Below are 17,268 nucleotides of genomic sequence, written 5' to 3' on the forward strand. Positions count from 1 at the left end.
GCGGTCCGCCATCGGGATGTTCGAGTGCAGGATCGTGACATCCGGGGGTGCCGGAGCGGGGGCGGGGGCATCGCGCGCGCCGGTGTTCGCGAACGGCCGGGCCGGTGGGAGCGGGCGGGAGCGGCGCCCGCTCCCGGTGCGCCCGCACCGCCCGGCGCGCCGGGAGTGTTCGAGTCGCGGAGGGTGCCGAAAGGGGGCGGTATCGGCCACCGGGGGTGTGCGGGGGTGCCTGGGAAAAACGCCGGACAGGCGCAAAGGCATTGGCCTAAGCTGCTCTCAACTGTCACATCAGTGCGGTTGTGCACCAACTCGACGTCAGACTCCGCCGTTCCCGAATCCGGCGGGGTTCTGTCCGGGTGCTCCGGATATGTCCTCGCGATGCTCGCCCTGCACAGAGATTTCGACCCGGTATTCCGGATTTCTCACGAATGCCTTCAGGTCACTCCCCTGGGTGATCTGCCGCGTACCCATAGTCCGTTCGGGCCATTCAAGATTGGGCCGCGCGGGGGTGTTGCGCTGTCCCTGCCTTCCGTAACGTCCTCGACTGGTAGCGGTGAATATGCCGCTACCGCCGTGGGGGAGCCTCGATTCGGGAGAGGACGGCGCCGGCATGGGCTGGGTTACCGACTGGAGTGCGCAGGCAGCCTGCCGCACGACGGATCCGGATGAACTGTTCGTACAAGGGGCAGCGCAGAACAGGGCCAAGGCGGTGTGCACCGGTTGCCCGGTGCGGACCGAGTGCCTGGCCGATGCGCTCGACAACCGCGTCGAGTTCGGCGTGTGGGGCGGGATGACGGAACGGGAACGGCGCGCGCTGCTGCGCAGGCGCCCCACGGTCACCTCCTGGCGGCGGTTGCTGGAGACCGCGCGCACGGAGTACGAGCGCAGCGCGGGCATCCTCCCCGTGGGCCTCGACGACGACGAGACCTACGAGGAGTACGCCGCGGCCGGCTGAGTCGGCGCGCGCCCCGGATCCCGGGACCGTCGCTTCGGCGGTGGCCCCGGCGCAGGAGACGCACCCCACACGTCGCGCATCCGCACAGCGTCGTGTCTCCCGAGGAGGGTGGCGCACGCACCCCGGACGGTCGGAGGCCGTGCCCGTACAGGGCGCGGCCCGGCGGTCCCCGGAGACGGCGCCGGTGCATCCGCAGGCACGCCCGTCCGCCGACGGCGGATCAGCGGGTGGTGGGCGGGCGCCTGGTGCCCGCCCCGCGCTGCCGTCCGCCCGCGCCCGGCTGCGGCGGAAACCGTTGCTGCTGGGCCGGTACCGCGCTGCCGTCCGCCCGCGCCCGGCCTTCCCTCGTGCCGCCCCTGCTCACCGGCGGCCGGCCGACGGGGTCGTACCGCGCACGTGGCAGGTGGTGGCGGGTAGGTGCCCGCGAAGGTCCACGCGTCGGGGCGCCAGGGTGCAACGGCCCGTGCCTCAGGGCGCGTCGGTGTTCCCCGCCGCCAGCCGCTCCCCGATCGCCCGGAGGCCGGCCAGGTCGTGCACATCGCCCGCCAGCGCGGGGACCTCGACGACCGCCACCTCGGGATGGAGCGCGGTGAAGCGGTCCCGGGTGCGCTTCTCCCGGGCGAGCACCTGCATGCGCTCGGCGTGCAGCCGCAGCAGACCGGCGGTCAGCCGCGGTATGTCGTTCGGCGGCACGGCCTCGGGGGAGCCGTGCCGACCGGCCTCGGCGGGGGACGCATCCGGCACGGTGGCCGCGCCCCTCCGCGGTGAGGCCGGGGGAGCCTCGTGCAGTGTTTCGGGGGAGTGCTCCACGGCCGGGGGTTCGGGGGAGACGGCCGCGGCGTCACGACCACGAGTCTTCCCGGCTCGTTGATCCACAATGCGGCCCTCGTCAAGATTTTCCGCGGCCGCCAGGGCCCGCTCCGCGGACAACTGCGCCGCGCCGCTGCCGTGCACCCGGTTGAGCACCAGGCCGGCCAGCGGCATGTCCTCCGCCGCCAGGCGCTCCACGAAGTACGCGGCCTCCCGCAGCGCGTCGCGTTCCGGGGCGGCGACCACGACGAACGCCGTGCCGGGTGCCTGGAGCAGCCGGTAGGTGGCGTCCGCCCGCGTCCGGAAGCCGCCGAACATCGTGTCCATCGCCGCCACGAAGGTCTGCACGTCCCGGAGGAACTGACCCCCCAGCAGCTTGCCGAGCGTCCCCGTCATCATCGACATGCCGACGTTGAGGAACTTCATCCCGGCCCGGCCGCCGACCTTGGCCGGTGCCATCAGCACCTTGATGAAGCCGCCGTCCAGGAACGAGCCGAGCCGTCCCGGTGCGTCGAGGAAGTCGAGCGCGGAGCGCGACGGCGGGGTGTCGACGATGATCAGGTCCCACTCGTCCCTGGCGCGCAGCTGCCCCAGCTTCTCCATGGCCATGTACTCCTGCGTACCGGCGAACCCGGCCGACAGGGACTGGTAGAAGGGGTTCTCCAGGATGGCGCGGGCCCGCTCCGGGTCCGCGTGCGCCTCGACGATCTCGTCGAAGGTCCGCTTCATGTCCAGCATCATCGCGTGCAGCTCCCCGCCGCCCGCGGCCCCGTCGTCCCGGGCGATGCCGGTGACCCTCCGGGGGGTGTTGTCGAGCGAGTCGATGCCCATCGACTGGGCCAGCCGCCGCGCCGGGTCGATGGTCAGCACGACCACCTTCCGGCCGCGCTCCGCCGCCCGCACGCCGAGCGCGGCGGCCGTCGTGGTCTTCCCGACGCCACCCGCGCCGCAGCACACGACGATACGGGTGCCGGGGTCGTCGATGAGGGGGTCGATCTCCAGGCGGTCCGCCGTGTCCAGGGTCATTCGCCCGCCCCTTGCTTGCGCAGCTCCGAGGCCAGCTGGTACAGCCCGGCCAGTTCCACCCCGTCGCCGAGCATCGGCAGTTCGTGGGAGTCCAGCCCGAGTCCCGTGAGCAGTCTGCGCTGCGACCGCTCCAGCCCGACGCGCTCCGCGTGCTCCGCGGCCTGCTCCAGCAGCGGGCCCACCAGCTCCGCGGCCTCCGGCACCCCGGCGGAGCCGAGGGCCTCGGCGACGGCAGCCCGCCCTCCTTCGGACACCTCCCGGACGGCGTCCTCGTCGAGGACGTGCGGACGCACCATGTTCACGATCACCTTGCCCACCGGGAGCCCGGCCGCGCGCAGCTCGGCCACCCCGTCCGCGGTCTCCTGGACGGGCATCTCCTCCAGCAGGGTGACCAGGTGCACGGCCGTGTCGGCGGACTTCAGCACCCGCATCACCGACTGCGCCTGATGGTGTATCGGGCCGATCCGGGCCAGTCCGGCGACCTCGTCGTTGACGTTGAGGAAGCGGGTGACGCGGCCGGTGGGCGGAGCGTCCATGACCACGTGGTCGTAGACGTAGCGCCCCTGCTTGTCGCGGCGGCGCACCGCCTCGCAGGCCTTGCCGGTGAGCAGCACGTCCCGGACGCCGGGGGCGATGGTGGTCGCGAAGTCGATGGCCCCGATCTTCTTGAGCGCCCGGCCCGCGGAGCCCAGCTTGTAGAACATCTGCAGGTAGTCCAGCAGCGCACGCTCCGCGTCGATGGCCAGCGCGAAGACCTCGCCGCCCGCGGCGGAGACGGCGATCTTGCGCTCCTCGTAGGGGAGGGCCTCCGTCTCGAAGAGCTGGGCGATGCCCTGCCTGCCCTCCACCTCGACGAGAAGGGTGCGCTTTCCCTCGGTCGCGAGGGCGAGCGCGAGGGCGGCGGCGACCGTGGTCTTGCCGGTACCGCCCTTGCCGCTGACGACCTGGAGCCTGCTCACACATGCGAGCCTAACCAGTCGGGGCGCGCCCTACGCACGGAGGCTGCCGACCCCCCGGTCCGCCCCGGGCCGCGGGCCGCGGCGCGCGGGCTGCCTCGCGGGGGTGCGGGGCGGGGCGGCTAGAGTCGGCTCCATGACCAAGTGGGAATACGCGACCGTGCCCCTCCTCGTGCACGCGACGAAGCAGATTCTGGACACCTGGGGCGAGGACGGCTGGGAGCTCGTCCAGGTCGTGCCCGGACCGAACCCCGAGCAGCTGGTGGCCTACCTGAAGCGGGAGAAGCAGTGAGCGGCGCGGTCGAGAGCAGGCTCGCCGAGCTGGGGATGACCCTGCCGGAGGTCGTGCCCCCGCTCGCCGCCTACCAGCCGGCCGTGGTCTCGGGCGCCTACGTGTACACCGCGGGCCAGCTCCCCATGGTGGAGGGCCGGCTCCCGGTCACCGGCAAGGTGGGCGCCGAGGTGACCGCGGAGGAGGCCAAGGACCTCGCCCGCACCTGCGCCCTGAACGCCCTGGCGGCCGTGAAGTCGGTCGTCGGCGACCTGGACCGGATCGCCCGGGTCGTCAAGGTGACCGGTTTCGTCGCGTCCGCCGCCGACTTCACCGGCCAGCCGGGCGTCCTCAACGGGGCGAGCGAGCTGCTGGGCGAGGTGCTCGGCGACAAGGGCGTGCACGCCCGCAGCGCCGTGGGCGTCGCGGTCCTTCCCCTGGACGCCCCCGTCGAGGTCGAGATCCAGGTCGAGCTGGCCCAAGGCTGAGCGGAGGGCCCCCGACGGGCCCGGTCCGTCCGCGGCCCGTGCGCGCCCCGTCCGGGGCCGGGCACGGGCCGCTCCGCCGCTCCGGAGGCGCGGCCCGGGCGTTCCGGGGGGCCCGGCCACCCCTCGAACATCCCGGCGGGAGCGCATAGCATCCGCCCATGTCCAATGGTCAGTGGTACCCGCCGGAATGGCCCGACCGCATCCGCGCCCTGGCGGCCGGTGAGCTCACCCCTGCCGCGCCCCGGCGGGCGGCCACCGTCATGCTGCTGCGCGACGGCCCCGACGGGCCCCTGGTCCACATGCTGCGCCGCCGCACCTCCATGGCCTTCGCCGGAGGTGCGTACGCCTACCCGGGCGGCGGTGTCGACCCCCGGGACGACCGGCCCGTGGGCTGGGCGGGTCCGTCGCCGTCCGAGTGGGCCGACCGGCTCGGCACCGGTGACGCGGCCCTGGCGCAGGCCGTCGTCTGCGCGGCGGTCCGGGAGACCTACGAGGAGGCGGGCGTGCTGCTCGCCGGGCCGACCCCGGACACCGTGGTGGGGGACACGACCGGCGAGGACTGGGAGGCCGACCGCAGGGCGCTGGTCGACCGCGAGCTGTCCTTCTCCCACTTCCTGGAGCGCCGCGGACTGGTGCTCCGCTCCGACCTGCTCGGCGCCTGGGCCCGCTGGATCACCCCGGAGTTCGAGCCGCGCCGCTACGACACCTGGTTCTTCGTGGCGGTGCTCCCCGAAGGCCAGCGCACCCGCAACGCCTCCACCGAGGCGGAGTCCACGGTGTGGACCCGCCCGGGCGAGGCCGCTGCCGGCTACGACCGGGGCGAGCTGCTGATGATGCCGCCGACGATCGCCACCCTGCGCACCCTGGAGCCGTTCCCGGCCGCGGCGGACGCCCTCGCGGGCTCCGCGGGCCGCGACCTCGCCCCGGTGCTGGCGCAGGCGCGGCTGGTGGGCGGCGAGGTGGTCCTGAGCTGGCCCGGCCACGACGAGTTCACCCGGCACGTGCCGCAGGCGGAGCGGCGATGACCGACGCCGCCGCACTGCCCGGGCAGCCCCGGGGCGCTGTGCTCTCCGGGCCCGCCACCGCGCGCGCCGTCAACGTCCTCGCCCCCAACCCGTCCCCGATGACCCTGGACGGGACCAACACCTGGGTGCTGGCGGAGCCGGGCTCCGAGGTGGCCGTGGTCGTCGACCCGGGGCCGCTGGACGAGGCGCACCTGCGGGCGGTGATCGAGACCGTCGAGGCGTCCGGCCGTCGGGTCGCCCTCACCCTGCTCACCCACGGCCACGCCGACCACGCCGAGGGCGCCGGCCGCTTCGCCGAACTGACCGGGACGCGCGTCCGGGCCCTGGACCCCGCGCTGCGGCTCGGTGACGAGGGGCTCGACGCGGGCGACGTCATCGATGCGGGGGGCCTCGAACTGCGGGTGGTCCCGACACCGGGGCACACCGCCGACTCGCTGTGCTTCCACCTCCCCGCCGACGGTGCGGTGCTCACCGGGGACACGGTCCTCGGCCGGGGGACCACGATGGTGGCGCACCCCGACGGCAGGCTCGGCGACTACCTCGACTCGCTGCGGCGGCTGCGTGCGCTCACGGTGGACGACGGCGTCCACACGGTGCTGCCGGGACACGGCCCGGTGCTGGAGGACGCCCAGGGCGCCGTCGAGTTCTACCTGGCCCACCGCGCGGCGCGGCTCGCGCAGGTGGAGACGGCGGTCGAGAACGGGCTGACCTCCGCCTCCGAGGTCGTCGCCCGGGTGTACGCCGAGGTGGACCGCTCGCTGTGGCCCGCGGCCGAACTGTCGGTCAGGGCGCAACTGCAGTACCTGCGCGAGCACGGGATGACGGGGCCGGGCGACCGCTCCTGAGGGCTCCGCGCCACCGGACCGGGCACGACGGCACCCGGAAGGGCCGGGCCCGGTGCGTCTGCCGCCGGACCGCAGCAGTCGGCGGAGCCCTCGCGGGAACTGCGGCACGCGTGCGTGCGGGCCGTGCAACCCCCGGGCCCCCCCGGGGCGTCCTGGGAGGTGGACGGGGGATTTAACCCCCGCTTACATCGGAACGACCGGAGTGGCGCGGTCCGGCGCCACCCGCCCTGGGGGGCAACGACGTGTTCGTGCTGTTCGTCATACTCGTCATCGCCGCTGCGGTGCTCTACTTCGCGGCCCGCGGCAGCGACCGCACCGGTCTGAGGCTGGGGGCCCTGGGCGCCCTGCTGGCGGGTCTGCTCGCGGGCGTCACCAGCTGCGTGCACGTCGTCAGCGCCTACGAGGTCGGCGTCCCGGTCACCTTCGGCAAGGTGGGCTCGCCGCTGACCTCCGGTCTGAACCTCACCTCGCCCTTCACGAACGTCACGACCTTCTCGACCCGGCCGGTGGACCTCAACCTCTCCGACAAGGACGTCATCGAGGTGCGCTCCTCCCAGGGCGGCGTCATGTACGCCGAGGTCACCGTCAAATGGGCGGTGACCCCGGCCAAGGCGGTCGAGCTCTACCGCCTCGCGGGCAGCGAGGACGCCATCCAGCAGCGGCTGGTCTACCCCGACAGCCGGGAGATCGTGCGCAACGTCTTCGCCCGCTACACCAGCGAGGAGGGGTACGCCTCGGCCCGCGAGAAGATCAACGCCGAGATCGCGGAGCTCATCGAGGAGCGCCTCGCGCCGCGGGGCATCGCGGTGACCACCGTCAACCTCCGCAACGTGAAGCCCTCCGAGAAGCTCCAGGAGCAGATCGACCGCAAGATCCAGCAGGAGCAGGCGACCGAGCGGGCCACCGAGGCCGCCCGGACGGCGACGGCGGAGGCGGAGCGGCGCCGGATCGAGGCCGAGGGGATTGCCAGGGCCAACCGGATCCTCAGCGAGTCGCTGAGCGACAAGGTCCTGGCCAACCAGTGCATCGAGGCCTTCAGGGAGGCGGCCGCCAAGAACCCGGTCTACGCGGTTCCCTGCGGCGGCGGCGCGGGCAACCCGGTGATCGTGGACGGCACCCGGGACTGAGCGGGGGACACCGGCCAGTCCGCCTTCGGTTCCCTCCGAGGAGCCCGTACGACGCCCGAGGGCCGTCCCGCAGACTCTGCGGGACGGCCCTCGGGCGTGTCGCACGGTGGAGCGCCGGGCGCCGCCGCCTCAGCGGGAGCGCTTGGCCAGCCGCTCCACGTCGAGCAGGATCACCGCGCGGGCCTCCAGCCGGAGCCAGCCGCGCTGGGCGAAGTCGGCCAGGGCCTTGTTGACGGTCTCCCGGGATGCGCCGACGAGCTGGGCCAGCTCCTCCTGGGTGAGGTCGTGGACGACGTGGATGCCCTCCTCCGACTGCACGCCGAAGCGGCGCGACAGGTCGAGCAGGGCGCGGGCGACGCGGCCCGGGACGTCGGAGAAGACCAGGTCGGACATCTGGTCGTTGGTCTTGCGGAGTCGGCGGGCGACCGCGCGCAGCAGCGCCGTGGCCACCTCCGGGCGCACGTTCAGCCAGGGCTGAAGGTCTCCGTGGCCCAGACCGAGGAGCTTGACCTCGGTGAGCGCGGTGGCGGTGGCGGTACGCGGGCCCGGGTCGAACAGGGACAGCTCGCCGATCAGCTCGCCCGGACCGAGGACGGCGAGCATGTTCTCGCGCCCGTCCGGGGAGGTGCGGTGGAGCTTGACCTTGCCCTCCGTCACCACGTAGAGGCGGTCACCGGGGTCGCCCTCGTGGAAGAGCGCGTCGCCGCGGGCGAGCGTCACCTCACTCATCGAGGCGCGGAGCTCCGCGGCCTGCTCGTCATCGAGCGCCGCGAAGAGCGGGGCGCGCCGCAGAACGTCGTCCACGAGTTCTCTCCTTGTCGACCTGCTCAGGGGACGTAGTCCCCCATGATGCCGGACCGTGCCGTGCTGTCCCGGGGACGTCGGGTCCCGCGCGGCATCGTCGGGGGTCCGGACCCCGGTAGTAAACAATCGTGCGATCAGTCACAACAAGTCTGACGCACGGACTCGTCCCCCGGTGCGGCAGGGGCCCGATTGGGTCGTGATTCCCGGGGACCGGCGCGGATGTCACCGGCGGCCCTTAGGCTGGCCGGGTGTCCAATTCGCCGGTGGGAGTGCAGGCCGAGGGGGCTGGGAGCGTGCCGCGAGAGCAGGATTCCGCTGTGGGCGAACAAGGGCCCCGCGGCCCGTCCAGAAGGCGCAAAACGGGCAAACCGGAATCGCGCCTGGCGATGGTCCGCCGTGCCAGGAGGATCAACCGCGAACTGGCCGAGGTCTACCCCTACGCCCACCCCGAACTCGACTTCGAGAACCCGTTCCAGCTGCTGGTGGCCACGGTGCTCTCGGCGCAGACCACCGACCTGCGGGTCAATCAGACCACCCCGGCGCTCTTCGCCGCCTACCCCACACCGGAGGACCTGGCGGCCGCGGTCCCCGAGGAGGTCGAGGAGCTGATCCGGCCCACCGGGTTCTTCCGGGCCAAGACCAAGTCGATCATGGGGCTGTCCGCGGCGCTGCGGGACGACTTCGGGGGCGAGGTCCCCGGCCGGCTCCAGGACCTCGTCACCCTGCCCGGAGTGGGCCGCAAGACCGCGTTCGTGGTGCTGGGCAACGCCTTCGGCGTTCCCGGCATCACCGTCGACACCCACTTCATGCGCCTGGTGCGCCGCTGGAAGTGGACGGAGCAGGAGGACCCGGTCCGGATCGAGGCCGAGATCGCCGGGATCTTCCCCAAGTCCGAGTGGACGATGCTCTCCCACCGCGTCATCTTCCACGGCCGCCGCATCTGCCACGCCCGCCGGCCCGCCTGCGGAGCCTGCCCCATCGCCCATCTCTGCCCGTCCTACGGGGAGGGCGAGACCGATCCGGACAAGGCCCGGAAACTCCTCAAGTACGAGCTTGCGGGGCAGCCGGGGCAGCGGCTGAAACCGCCCGCCGACTACCCGGGCACACCGGCCCCGGCGCTGGGCGCCACCGGGTGACGGCTCCCACCCGCGGCGGAGACGCCCGCCGGGGCCAGGAACGATCCGGACGCCCCGGGGCGTTGAGCAGCAAGGGGTGCCCATGACACGCACGGGAGAAGAGACGTACGGATCCAGACGCTCGGCCGGGCCGCCCGACGGCGAGGTCGAGGTGACGACCGAGGGCCTTCCGCAGTGGCTGGACCCCGTGGTGCACGCCGCGCGTACGGTCCGTCCGCAGCAGTTGAGCCGCTTCCTGCCGCCGGCGGGCGGCCAGGGGCGCCAGTCCGCCGTGCTCGTCCTCTTCGGCGAGGGACCCCGCGGCCCCGAACTGCTGCTGATGGAACGAGCCGGCACTTTGCGCTCGCACGCGGGCCAGCCCTCCTTCCCCGGCGGGGCGCTCGATCCCGGGGACGGCGACCCCGCCACCACGGGCCCCCTGCGCGCCGCGCTGCGGGAGGCCGAGGAGGAGACGGGCCTCGACCCGCGCGGGGTGCAGACCTTCGGGGTCCTGCCGAGGCTGTACATCCCGGTGAGTCGATTCGTCGTCACCCCCGTACTGGGATGGTGGCGCGCCCCGTCCCCGGTCGGCGCGGTGGACCCGGCGGAGACCGCCCGTGTCTTCACCGTGCCCGTGGCGGATCTCACGGACCCGGCCAACCGGGCCACGGCGATCCATCCGAGCGGCCACACGGGCCCGGCGTTCCTGGTCGAGTCCGCTCTGGTCTGGGGTTTCACCGCCGGGGTCATCGACCGGATCCTGCACTTCGCAGGATGGGAGCGACCATGGAACCGCACCAGGGAGGTCCCGTTGGACTGGCGCGCATGACAGGCTGACCCCGTCAGACGCGCACTCCGGGGCGCCGCAAGCGGGCGGCCGAGCCGCCACCCGGACCGACCAGCCGGAGGGAGCACCCGGCACGACGACACAGCGAGGCTGAAGACGGTGAACGTGCTGGACATCCTGTTGCTGGTCGCCGCCGTGTGGTTCGCGATCGTCGGCTACCGCCAGGGCTTCGTCGTCGGCATCCTCTCGGTGATCGGCTTCCTGGGCGGCGGGCTCGTCGCCGTGTACCTCCTCCCCGTGCTCTGGAGCGCGCTGACGGAGGACTCGGAGGTCTCCACGGCCGCCGCCATCGTGGCCGTGGTGATCGTGATCATCTGCGCCTCGATCGGGCAGGCGTTCACCACCCACCTCGGCAGCAGACTGCGCCGGCACATCACCTGGTCCCCGGCGCGCGCCCTGGACGCCACCGGCGGTGCGCTGGTCAACGTCGTCGCCATGCTCCTGGTGGCCTGGCTCATCGGGTCGGCGCTCGCCGGCACCACCCTGCCCACGCTGGGCAAGGAGGTCCGCAGCTCCAAGGTGCTGCTGGGCATCTCCCAGGTCATGCCCGACCAGGCGTCGACCTGGTTCACCGACTTCTCCTCCGTGCTCGCGCAGAACGGCTTCCCGCAGGTCTTCAGCCCGTTCGCCAACGAGCCGATCACCGAGGTCCAGGCACCCGACCCGGCCCTCGTGGGCAGCCCGGTGGCGGCCCGCGCCAAGGAGTCCATCGTCAAGGTCGTCGGCACCGCGCCGAGTTGCGGCAAGGTCCTCGAAGGCACCGGCTTCGTGTTCGACGAGCGCCGGGTGATGACCAACGCCCACGTGGTCGGCGGCGTCGACGAGCCCACCGTCCAGATAGGCGGCGAGGGGCGGCTGTACGACGCCAAGGTCGTGCTCTACGACTGGGAACGGGACATCGCCGTGCTCGACGTGCCCGACCTCAGGGCCCGGCCCCTGGAGTTCGCCGAGGAGGACGCCCGCAGCGGCGACAGCGCGATCGTCGCCGGCTTCCCCGAGAACGGCTCCTACGACGTGCGGTCCGCCCGGGTCCGCGGCCGGATCAACGCCAACGGCCCCGACATCTACCACCGCGGGACCGTCCGCCGCGATGTGTACTCCCTGTTCACGACCGTCCGCCAGGGGAACTCCGGCGGTCCGCTGCTCTCCACGGACGGCACGGTGTACGGCGTGATCTTCGCCCGCTCGCTGGACGACGCGAACACCGGCTACGCCCTGACGGTCGACGAGATCCGCGAGGACATCGAGCTGGGGCGCAGCGCCAACCAGGAGGTCGACAGCCAGGGCTGCGCCCTGTAGGCCGCAGCCGGGCGGTGCTGAGGTCCCGCCGGGTCGGGTGGGGTCGGGCTCGGCGCCGGCCGGGCAACGCCCCCTGGGCGACCGCCCCGCCCCCGCGCCTGGTGTGCCGAGCCCGGTGGTGTGCCGTCAGCTGCGGGCGTGCCTCAGCCGCGCCGACATCCATCGGGCGCGGCGGCGCAGGATCCGCGGGATCCCGATGCCCTGACCGGGATGTTCGTGCCTCCCTCCGGGGGAGTCACCGCTGTCGTGGGTGACCGGCCCGTTGGCCGAGCGGCGGTTGCGTGCTGCGTCACCGTAGTCGTGCGTCCAGCCCATACCCGGACGTCTGCCCGTGGCCCATGGTCGGTAACCGCTGCCGGGACGTCCAATTGGCCTATGCGCCAGGCATGTGGCGCCGGACGGGCGGCTGTTCCCCTCGCCGGGGCCCGCGTCAGCGGTCCGGCTCGGGGTCCTTGAGCCAGTTGACGAGCTCGCCGGAGAAGGCCACCGGGTCCTCCTCGTGCGGGAAGTGGCCGAGACCGTCGAACAGGCGCCAGCGGTAGGGGGCTTCGACGTACTCGCCCGAACCGGCGGCACTGCGGGTCCGCATGACGGGGTCGAGCGAGCCGTGCAGATGGAGCGTCGGCACACGCACCGGCCGCTTCATCCGGCGGTTGAACTGGAAGCCGTCGGGGCGCGCGAGCGAGCGCACCATCCAGCGGTAGGGCTCGATCGAGCAGTGGGCCGTCGAAGGGATGCACATGGCACGCCGGTAGACCTCCACCGCCTCCCGGTCCACCGGCTGCGGCCCCGACCACTCCTCGATCAGCCGGCCCACCAGGGCTCCGTCGTCCGCGACCAGTTGGCGCTCCGGGATCCACGGTCGCTGGAAGCCCCACACATGAGAGCCCGCCCGGCTCTGGGCGACGTCGGAGAGCATGGCCGAGCGCCACCGCCGGGGATGGGGCATCGAAGACACCGCGAGCCGCCGGACCAGCTTGGGGCGCATGACCGCGGCGGTCCAGGCGAGATAGCCGCCGAGGTCGTGGCCGACCAGGGCGGCGTCGGGCTCACCGAGGCTGCGCACGACACCGGTGATGTCGAGGGCGAGGTTGGCCGGGTCGTAGCCGCGCGGGGTGCGGTCGCTGCCGCCCACACCGCGCAGGTCCATGGCGACCGCCCGGAAGCCCGCGTCGGCGAGGGCCGTCAGCTGGTGCCGCCAGGTCCACCAGAACTGGGGGAAGCCGTGGAGCAGCATCACCAGCGGTCCGTCGCCCATCTCGGCGATGTGGAACCGGGCACCGTTGGCGGCCACGTCACGGTGGGTCCAGGGACCGTCGATGCGCACGGGGCTGCCGGAGGCGCCGAGGCCGCCGGGGCCGATGTCGGGGTCAGTCATGCGCACGAGCGTGCCATACACGCGCCCGCGGGGTGCGGGACGCCGGGCGCGGCGGGACCGCTACCGCCGGTCACACCCCGACCCTGTCCTCGACCGCAGCGGGGAGTTCCTTCAGGCCCTCGGGGCGCGGGTGGGGCTTGGCGTTCTGGAGCACGGCCGCAGTCTCCTTGGCCGATGCCACCGCCTTCTGCGGTCCATTGCCCTGCTTGGCCTTCTTCATGAAGGCCACCCCCACCAGGCCCAGCAGCACGGCCAGGATGACGTTGACCGCGAAGGAGAGCAGGAAGCACACGCCCAGGTTGAACCCGGTCCACGCCTCGAAGCCGTAGGCGAGGGCAAAGCTCAGCATGGGAAGGGAGAACAGCAGCACCGCGACCGCCGCGCCGAGCACGACACCGCCGAGGCCCGCCCTCTTCGCATCCTGCCGCAGCTGGGCCTTGGCCAGTGCGATCTCGTCGTGCACCAGTGCCGACATCTCGGCTGTCGCCGAGGCGACCAGCTGGCCGAGGCTGCGGTCGGCGCCGACGGCCTTCGCCGTGGTGTTGCCGGGATCGCTCATCGCTGACTCCCTCTCCAGATCCTGCGGTCTGCGCGTACTACCGTCCGATGTCAGATCATGCCGGACCGTCGCCGTCCTCGCGCGACGCCCCCGCCGCGTCCGCCTTCCTGCGGTGCTCGGCGGCCTTCTCCTCGTAGATCGCGGCCATCCGCAGATGGTAGGCCGGATCGTCCTGCTCGTAGACATCCGGTATCCCGGACATGTCGTCGTCGCGCTCCTCCTCGGCGTACAGCGCCTGATAGGTGCGTACCCGCATCTTGAGGAGGACTCCGGCGAGGATCGCGGCGATCAGCGAGCCGACCAGCACCGAGGCCTTCACCTCGTCGGTGAGGACCGCGTCGCCCTTGAAGGCCAGTTCCCCGATGAGCAGCGAGACGGTGAAGCCGATGCCGGCGAGGGAGGCGAGGGCGAAGACGTCCGGCCACCGGAGGTCCGAGTTGAGTTCGGCCTTGGTGAAGCGGGCCGTCAGCCAGGTGCCGCCGAAGATGCCGAGGGCCTTGCCGACGACCAGGCCGAGTACCACGCCCAGCGTCTCCGGACGGGTGAACACGTCGCCGAGCGACTTGCCGGTCACCGCCACGCCCGCGGAGAAGAGCGCGAACAGGGGGACCGCGAAACCGGCGGAGATCGGGCGGACCAGGTGCTCGATGTGCTCGCCGGGCGACTGCTCCTCGCCCTCGCGGCGCGTGCAGCGGAGCATCAGGCCCATGGCGACGCCCGCGATCGTGGCGTGGACGCCGCTGTTGTACATCAGCCCCCAGATGGCCAGGGCGAGCGGGACGTACACGTACCAGCCGCGCACCCCCATCCGCAGGAGCAGCCAGAACAGCAGCAGGCCGGCGGCGGCGCCGCCGAGCGCCGCGAAGTTGAGGTCCTCGGTGAAGAACACCGCGATGATCATGATGGCGAACAGGTCGTCCACCACGGCGAGCGTCAGGAGGAAGGCCCGCAGGGCCGAGGGCAGGGAGGCGCCGAGCACGGCGAGGACGGCCAGGGCGAAGGCGATGTCCGTCGCGGTCGGCACCGCCCAGCCGGCGGCCGAGCCCCCGCCGATCCCCGTGACCGTGAGGTAGACCAGCGCGGGGGCGATCATTCCGCAGAGGGCGGCCACCACGGGCAGTGCGGCCGCCCGGGGGTCGCGCAGCTCGCCCGCGACCAGTTCGCGCTTGAGTTCCACGCCCGCGACGAAGAAGAAGATGGCCAGCAGGCCGTCCGCGGCCCAGTGCTGGATCGACAGGTCCAGACCGAGGGAGGAGGGGCCGATGTGGAAGTCGCTGACGGACTCGTAGCTGCCCCCGAAGGTGTTCGCCCAGATGAGCGCCACGACTGCGGCGAGCAGCAGCAGGATGCCGCCGACGGTCTCCGCGCGCAGGGCGTCGGCGACGAAGTTGCGCTCGGGCAGGGTGAGACGGCCGAGGAACGGCCGGTCGTCGCGGTTGTTGTCTCGGGGCGCTGTCACAGGAGGCCTCCGGGTCGGACGGGCATGACAAAACAGTTGCCGACCAGACTTCCCGGCGCACCTCGAACGGCTTGTGCGTCAACGACGCGCACTTACTGTACCCATACGTGACAGTGGGACACATCGTGTACATGCCAGAACCCCCGTCGTCATCAAGGCGACGGGGGTTCCGAAATGCCTGGTCGGAGCCGGTGCTGCCGGTTCCGGTCAGTCCTCGCCGGGGGCGCTGGGGAGCTTGGTCTGGATGAGATCCATCACGGACGAGTCCGTCAGCGTGGTGACGTCCCCGAGTTCCCGGTTCTCCGCGACATCGCGCAGCAGACGGCGCATGATCTTGCCCGAGCGGGTCTTCGGGAGCTCCGCCACCGGCAGGACGCGCTTCGGCTTGGCGATGGGCCCGAGGGTCGCTCCCACATGGGCGCGCAGCTCGTCGACGAGGCCCTCGTCCTCGCTGGCGCTGCCGCGCAGGATCACAAAGGCCACGATGGCCTGGCCGGTGGTCTCGTCCGCGGCCCCGACCACGGCCGCCTCGGCGACCTTCGGGTGGGAGACCAGGGCGGACTCGACCTCGGTGGTGGAGATGTTGTGACCCGACACCAGCATCACGTCGTCGACCCGGCCCAGCAGCCAGATGTCGCCGTCCTCGTCCTTCTTCGCCCCGTCGCCCGCGAAGTACACGCCCTCGAAGCGGGACCAGTAGGTCTCGATGAACCGCTGGTCGTCGCCCCAGATGGTGCGCAGCATCGAGGGCCACGGCTCGGTCAGGACCAGGTAGCCGCCGCCGCCGTCGGGCACCTCGTTCGCCTCGTCGTCGACGACGGTCGCGGAGATGCCGGGGAGCGGTCGCTGGGCGGAGCCCGGCTTGGTCTCGGTGACGCCGGGCAGCGGAGAGATCATCATGGCGCCGGTCTCGGTCTGCCACCAGGTGTCGACGATCGGGGTGCTGCCCGCCCCGATGTGCTCCCGGTACCAGACCCACGCCTCGGGGTTGATCGGCTCGCCCACCGAGCCGAGCACCCGCAGGCTCGACAGGTCGAACTTCGCGGGGATGTCGTCGCCCCACTTCATGAACGTGCGGATCGCGGTGGGAGCCGTGTAGAGGATGGTGACGCCGTACTTCTGCACGATCTCCCAGAAGCGGCCCTGGTGCGGGGTGTCCGGGGTGCCCTCGTACATCACCTGGGTCGCGCCGTTGGCCAGCGGGCCGTAGACGATGTAGGAGTGCCCGGTGACCCAGCCGATGTCGGCCGTGCACCAGTAGACGTCGGTCTCCGGCTTCAGGTCGAAGACCGCGTGGTGGGTGTAGGCCGCCTGGGTGAGGTAGCCGCCCGAGGTGTGCAGGATGCCCTTCGGCTTACCCGTGGTACCCGAGGTGTAGAGGATGAACAGCGGGTGCTCGGCCTCGAACGCCTCCGGGGTGTGGTCAGGGGACTGGCGGCCCACCACGTCGTGCCACCAGACGTCGCGGCCCTCCGTGAAGGGCGTCTCCTGCCCGGTGCGGCGCACCACGAGCACGTGCTCCACCTGCGGGCAGCGCGAGACCGCCTCGTCGATGGCGGGCTTGAGCGCGCTCGGCTTGCCGCGGCGGTAGCCGCCGTCGGCCGTGATGACCAGCTTGGCGTCGGCGTCCTGGATGCGGGAGGCGACGGCGTCGGCCGAGAACCCGCCGAAGACGACCGAGTGGGCGGCGCCGATGCGGGCGCAGGCGAGCATGGCGACCGCGGCCTCGGGGATCATCGGCATGTAGACGGCGACCCGGTCGCCCTTGCGGACGCCGAGTTCGGTCAGCGCATTGGCCGCCCGCGAGACCTCGTCCTTCAGCTCGGCGTAGGTGATCGCGCGCCCGTCGCCGGGCTCCCCCTCGAAGTGGATGGCCACCCGGTCGCCGTGGCCGGCCTCGACGTGGCGGTCGACGCAGTTGTAGGCCACGTTGAGCCGGCCGTCCGCGAACCACTTGGCGAACGGCGGGTTGCTCCAGTCGAGGGTCTCGGTCGGTTCGGTGGCCCAGTCCAGGCGCCGCGCCTGCTCGGCCCAGAAGCCGAGACGGTCCGCCGCGGCCCGTTCGTACGCCTCCGCGGTCACGTTGGCGCTCGCCGCCAGCTCGGCCGGAGGGGCGAACCGTCGCTCTTCCTTGAGCAGGTTGGCAAGGCTCTCGTTGCTCACGACATCTCCCTTTCCCAGGGCGTCTTCCGTGCGTATGTGTCCCAGGCCATACCTCATCAGCCGAAGGGCCGGGTGACAAGGGCCTTCCGGAAATTGGTTTAGACCTATGGGACTCTTCGGGCGCCGCGCCGCCGTCCGGCC

Annotated in this window: 17 protein-coding genes; 9 read left to right on the forward strand and 8 right to left on the reverse strand. The window is 72.4% G+C overall.

Annotation, left to right across the window (positions count from 1 at the left end; translation table 11 throughout):
• Positions 1–610: 610 nt before the first annotated feature.
• Complete coding sequence (locus ACGF15_RS21150) at positions 611–955, forward strand: WhiB family transcriptional regulator (RefSeq protein ID WP_256522631.1); 345 nt, start codon at positions 611–613, stop codon at positions 953–955.
• Positions 956–1,423: 468 nt separating this feature from the next.
• Here ACGF15_RS21150 and ACGF15_RS21155 read toward each other — a convergent pair whose 3' ends face one another.
• Positions 1,424–2,791 (reverse strand): ArsA family ATPase, encoded by a 1,368-nt coding sequence (locus tag ACGF15_RS21155; protein WP_392800980.1) that lies wholly within the window; start codon positions 2,789–2,791, stop codon positions 1,424–1,426.
• Complete coding sequence (locus ACGF15_RS21160; protein WP_362607401.1) at positions 2,788–3,750, reverse strand: ArsA-related P-loop ATPase; 963 nt, start codon at positions 3,748–3,750, stop codon at positions 2,788–2,790. The genes ACGF15_RS21155 and ACGF15_RS21160 overlap by 4 nt, the downstream gene beginning before the upstream one ends.
• A gap of 133 nt (positions 3,751–3,883) precedes the next feature.
• On the opposite strand from ACGF15_RS21160, the gene ACGF15_RS21165 reads away from it, so the two are divergent.
• The 5 genes from ACGF15_RS21165 to ACGF15_RS21185 all read left to right on the forward strand — a co-directional run bounded on the left by ACGF15_RS21165 (position 3,884) and on the right by ACGF15_RS21185 (position 7,503).
• On the forward strand, positions 3,884–4,039 hold the full coding sequence (locus ACGF15_RS21165) for a DUF4177 domain-containing protein (protein WP_100202903.1): 156 nt from the start codon (positions 3,884–3,886) through the stop codon (positions 4,037–4,039).
• Positions 4,036–4,506: a RidA family protein gene (locus tag ACGF15_RS21170; RefSeq protein ID WP_392800984.1), complete on the forward strand. Its 471-nt coding sequence runs from the start codon at positions 4,036–4,038 to the stop codon at positions 4,504–4,506. The genes ACGF15_RS21165 and ACGF15_RS21170 overlap by 4 nt, the downstream gene beginning before the upstream one ends.
• A gap of 158 nt (positions 4,507–4,664) precedes the next feature.
• Positions 4,665–5,531, forward strand: coding sequence for an NUDIX hydrolase (locus ACGF15_RS21175; protein ID WP_392800986.1), 867 nt, complete (start codon positions 4,665–4,667; stop codon positions 5,529–5,531).
• A complete protein-coding gene (locus ACGF15_RS21180) occupies positions 5,528–6,376 on the forward strand; it encodes an MBL fold metallo-hydrolase (protein WP_345614389.1) in 849 nt (282 codons plus the stop codon). Before ACGF15_RS21175 ends, ACGF15_RS21180 begins: the two co-directional genes overlap by 4 nt.
• 248 nt (positions 6,377–6,624) lie before the next feature.
• On the forward strand, positions 6,625–7,503 hold the full coding sequence (locus ACGF15_RS21185; RefSeq protein WP_345614388.1) for a prohibitin family protein: 879 nt from the start codon (positions 6,625–6,627) through the stop codon (positions 7,501–7,503).
• A gap of 129 nt (positions 7,504–7,632) precedes the next feature.
• On the opposite strand, the gene ACGF15_RS21190 is transcribed toward ACGF15_RS21185, so the two are convergent.
• Positions 7,633–8,307, reverse strand: a complete 675-nt coding sequence (locus tag ACGF15_RS21190; RefSeq protein WP_187741560.1) for a Crp/Fnr family transcriptional regulator — start codon at positions 8,305–8,307, stop codon at positions 7,633–7,635.
• 317 nt (positions 8,308–8,624) lie between these two features.
• Here ACGF15_RS21190 and nth point away from each other — a divergent pair, with 317 nt between their 5' ends.
• From nth to ACGF15_RS21205, 3 genes are all read left to right on the forward strand, one after another.
• Positions 8,625–9,443, forward strand: a complete 819-nt coding sequence (nth, locus tag ACGF15_RS21195; RefSeq protein ID WP_362607407.1) for an endonuclease III — start codon at positions 8,625–8,627, stop codon at positions 9,441–9,443.
• 82 nt (positions 9,444–9,525) lie between these two features.
• A complete protein-coding gene (locus tag ACGF15_RS21200; protein ID WP_392800991.1) occupies positions 9,526–10,251 on the forward strand; it encodes an NUDIX hydrolase in 726 nt (241 codons plus the stop codon).
• A gap of 117 nt (positions 10,252–10,368) precedes the next feature.
• The gene (locus ACGF15_RS21205; protein WP_392800994.1) at positions 10,369–11,568 is read left to right on the forward strand and encodes a MarP family serine protease; all 1,200 of its coding nucleotides are present in this window, start codon (positions 10,369–10,371) and stop codon (positions 11,566–11,568) included.
• Between the two features lie 126 nt (positions 11,569–11,694).
• Here the strand turns inward: ACGF15_RS21205 and ACGF15_RS21210 are convergent, their stop codons facing one another.
• From ACGF15_RS21210 to acs, 5 genes are all read right to left on the reverse strand, one after another.
• Positions 11,695–11,883 (reverse strand): hypothetical protein, encoded by a 189-nt coding sequence (locus ACGF15_RS21210; protein WP_256522641.1) that lies wholly within the window; start codon positions 11,881–11,883, stop codon positions 11,695–11,697.
• 115 nt (positions 11,884–11,998) lie between these two features.
• Positions 11,999–12,946, reverse strand: coding sequence for an alpha/beta hydrolase (locus tag ACGF15_RS21215; RefSeq protein ID WP_360645322.1), 948 nt, complete (start codon positions 12,944–12,946; stop codon positions 11,999–12,001).
• Positions 12,947–13,016: 70 nt separating this feature from the next.
• Positions 13,017–13,505 (reverse strand): phage holin family protein, encoded by a 489-nt coding sequence (locus ACGF15_RS21220; RefSeq protein ID WP_392800998.1) that lies wholly within the window; start codon positions 13,503–13,505, stop codon positions 13,017–13,019.
• 55 nt (positions 13,506–13,560) lie between these two features.
• Positions 13,561–14,964, reverse strand: a complete 1,404-nt coding sequence (gene nhaA / locus ACGF15_RS21225) for a Na+/H+ antiporter NhaA (RefSeq protein ID WP_360645328.1) — start codon at positions 14,962–14,964, stop codon at positions 13,561–13,563.
• A gap of 207 nt (positions 14,965–15,171) precedes the next feature.
• A complete protein-coding gene (gene acs, locus ACGF15_RS21230; RefSeq protein WP_345614381.1) occupies positions 15,172–17,127 on the reverse strand; it encodes an acetate--CoA ligase in 1,956 nt (651 codons plus the stop codon).
• Positions 17,128–17,268 lie beyond the last annotated feature (141 nt).

Source organism: Streptomyces sp. NPDC048001, from assembly GCF_043203115.1.
Classification (GTDB): domain Bacteria; phylum Actinomycetota; class Actinomycetes; order Streptomycetales; family Streptomycetaceae; genus Streptomyces; species Streptomyces sanyensis.

What these genes read in the sequence shown, in the direction of transcription:
- ACGF15_RS21150 (WP_256522631.1), top strand. Translation starts at nt 611, where the DNA reads ATGGGCTGGGTTACCGACTGGAGTGCGCAGGCAGCCTGCCGCACGACG.
- ACGF15_RS21155 (WP_392800980.1), bottom strand. Translation starts at nt 2,791, where the DNA reads ATGACCCTGGACACGGCGGACCGCCTGGAGATCGACCCCCTCATCGAC.
- ACGF15_RS21165 (WP_100202903.1), top strand. Translation starts at nt 3,884, where the DNA reads ATGACCAAGTGGGAATACGCGACCGTGCCCCTCCTCGTGCACGCGACG.
- ACGF15_RS21175 (WP_392800986.1), top strand. Translation starts at nt 4,665, where the DNA reads ATGTCCAATGGTCAGTGGTACCCGCCGGAATGGCCCGACCGCATCCGC.
- ACGF15_RS21180 (WP_345614389.1), top strand. Translation starts at nt 5,528, where the DNA reads ATGACCGACGCCGCCGCACTGCCCGGGCAGCCCCGGGGCGCTGTGCTC.
- ACGF15_RS21200 (WP_392800991.1), top strand. Translation starts at nt 9,526, where the DNA reads ATGACACGCACGGGAGAAGAGACGTACGGATCCAGACGCTCGGCCGGG.
- ACGF15_RS21210 (WP_256522641.1), bottom strand. Translation starts at nt 11,883, where the DNA reads ATGGGCTGGACGCACGACTACGGTGACGCAGCACGCAACCGCCGCTCG.
- ACGF15_RS21215 (WP_360645322.1), bottom strand. Translation starts at nt 12,946, where the DNA reads ATGACTGACCCCGACATCGGCCCCGGCGGCCTCGGCGCCTCCGGCAGC.
- ACGF15_RS21220 (WP_392800998.1), bottom strand. Translation starts at nt 13,505, where the DNA reads ATGAGCGATCCCGGCAACACCACGGCGAAGGCCGTCGGCGCCGACCGC.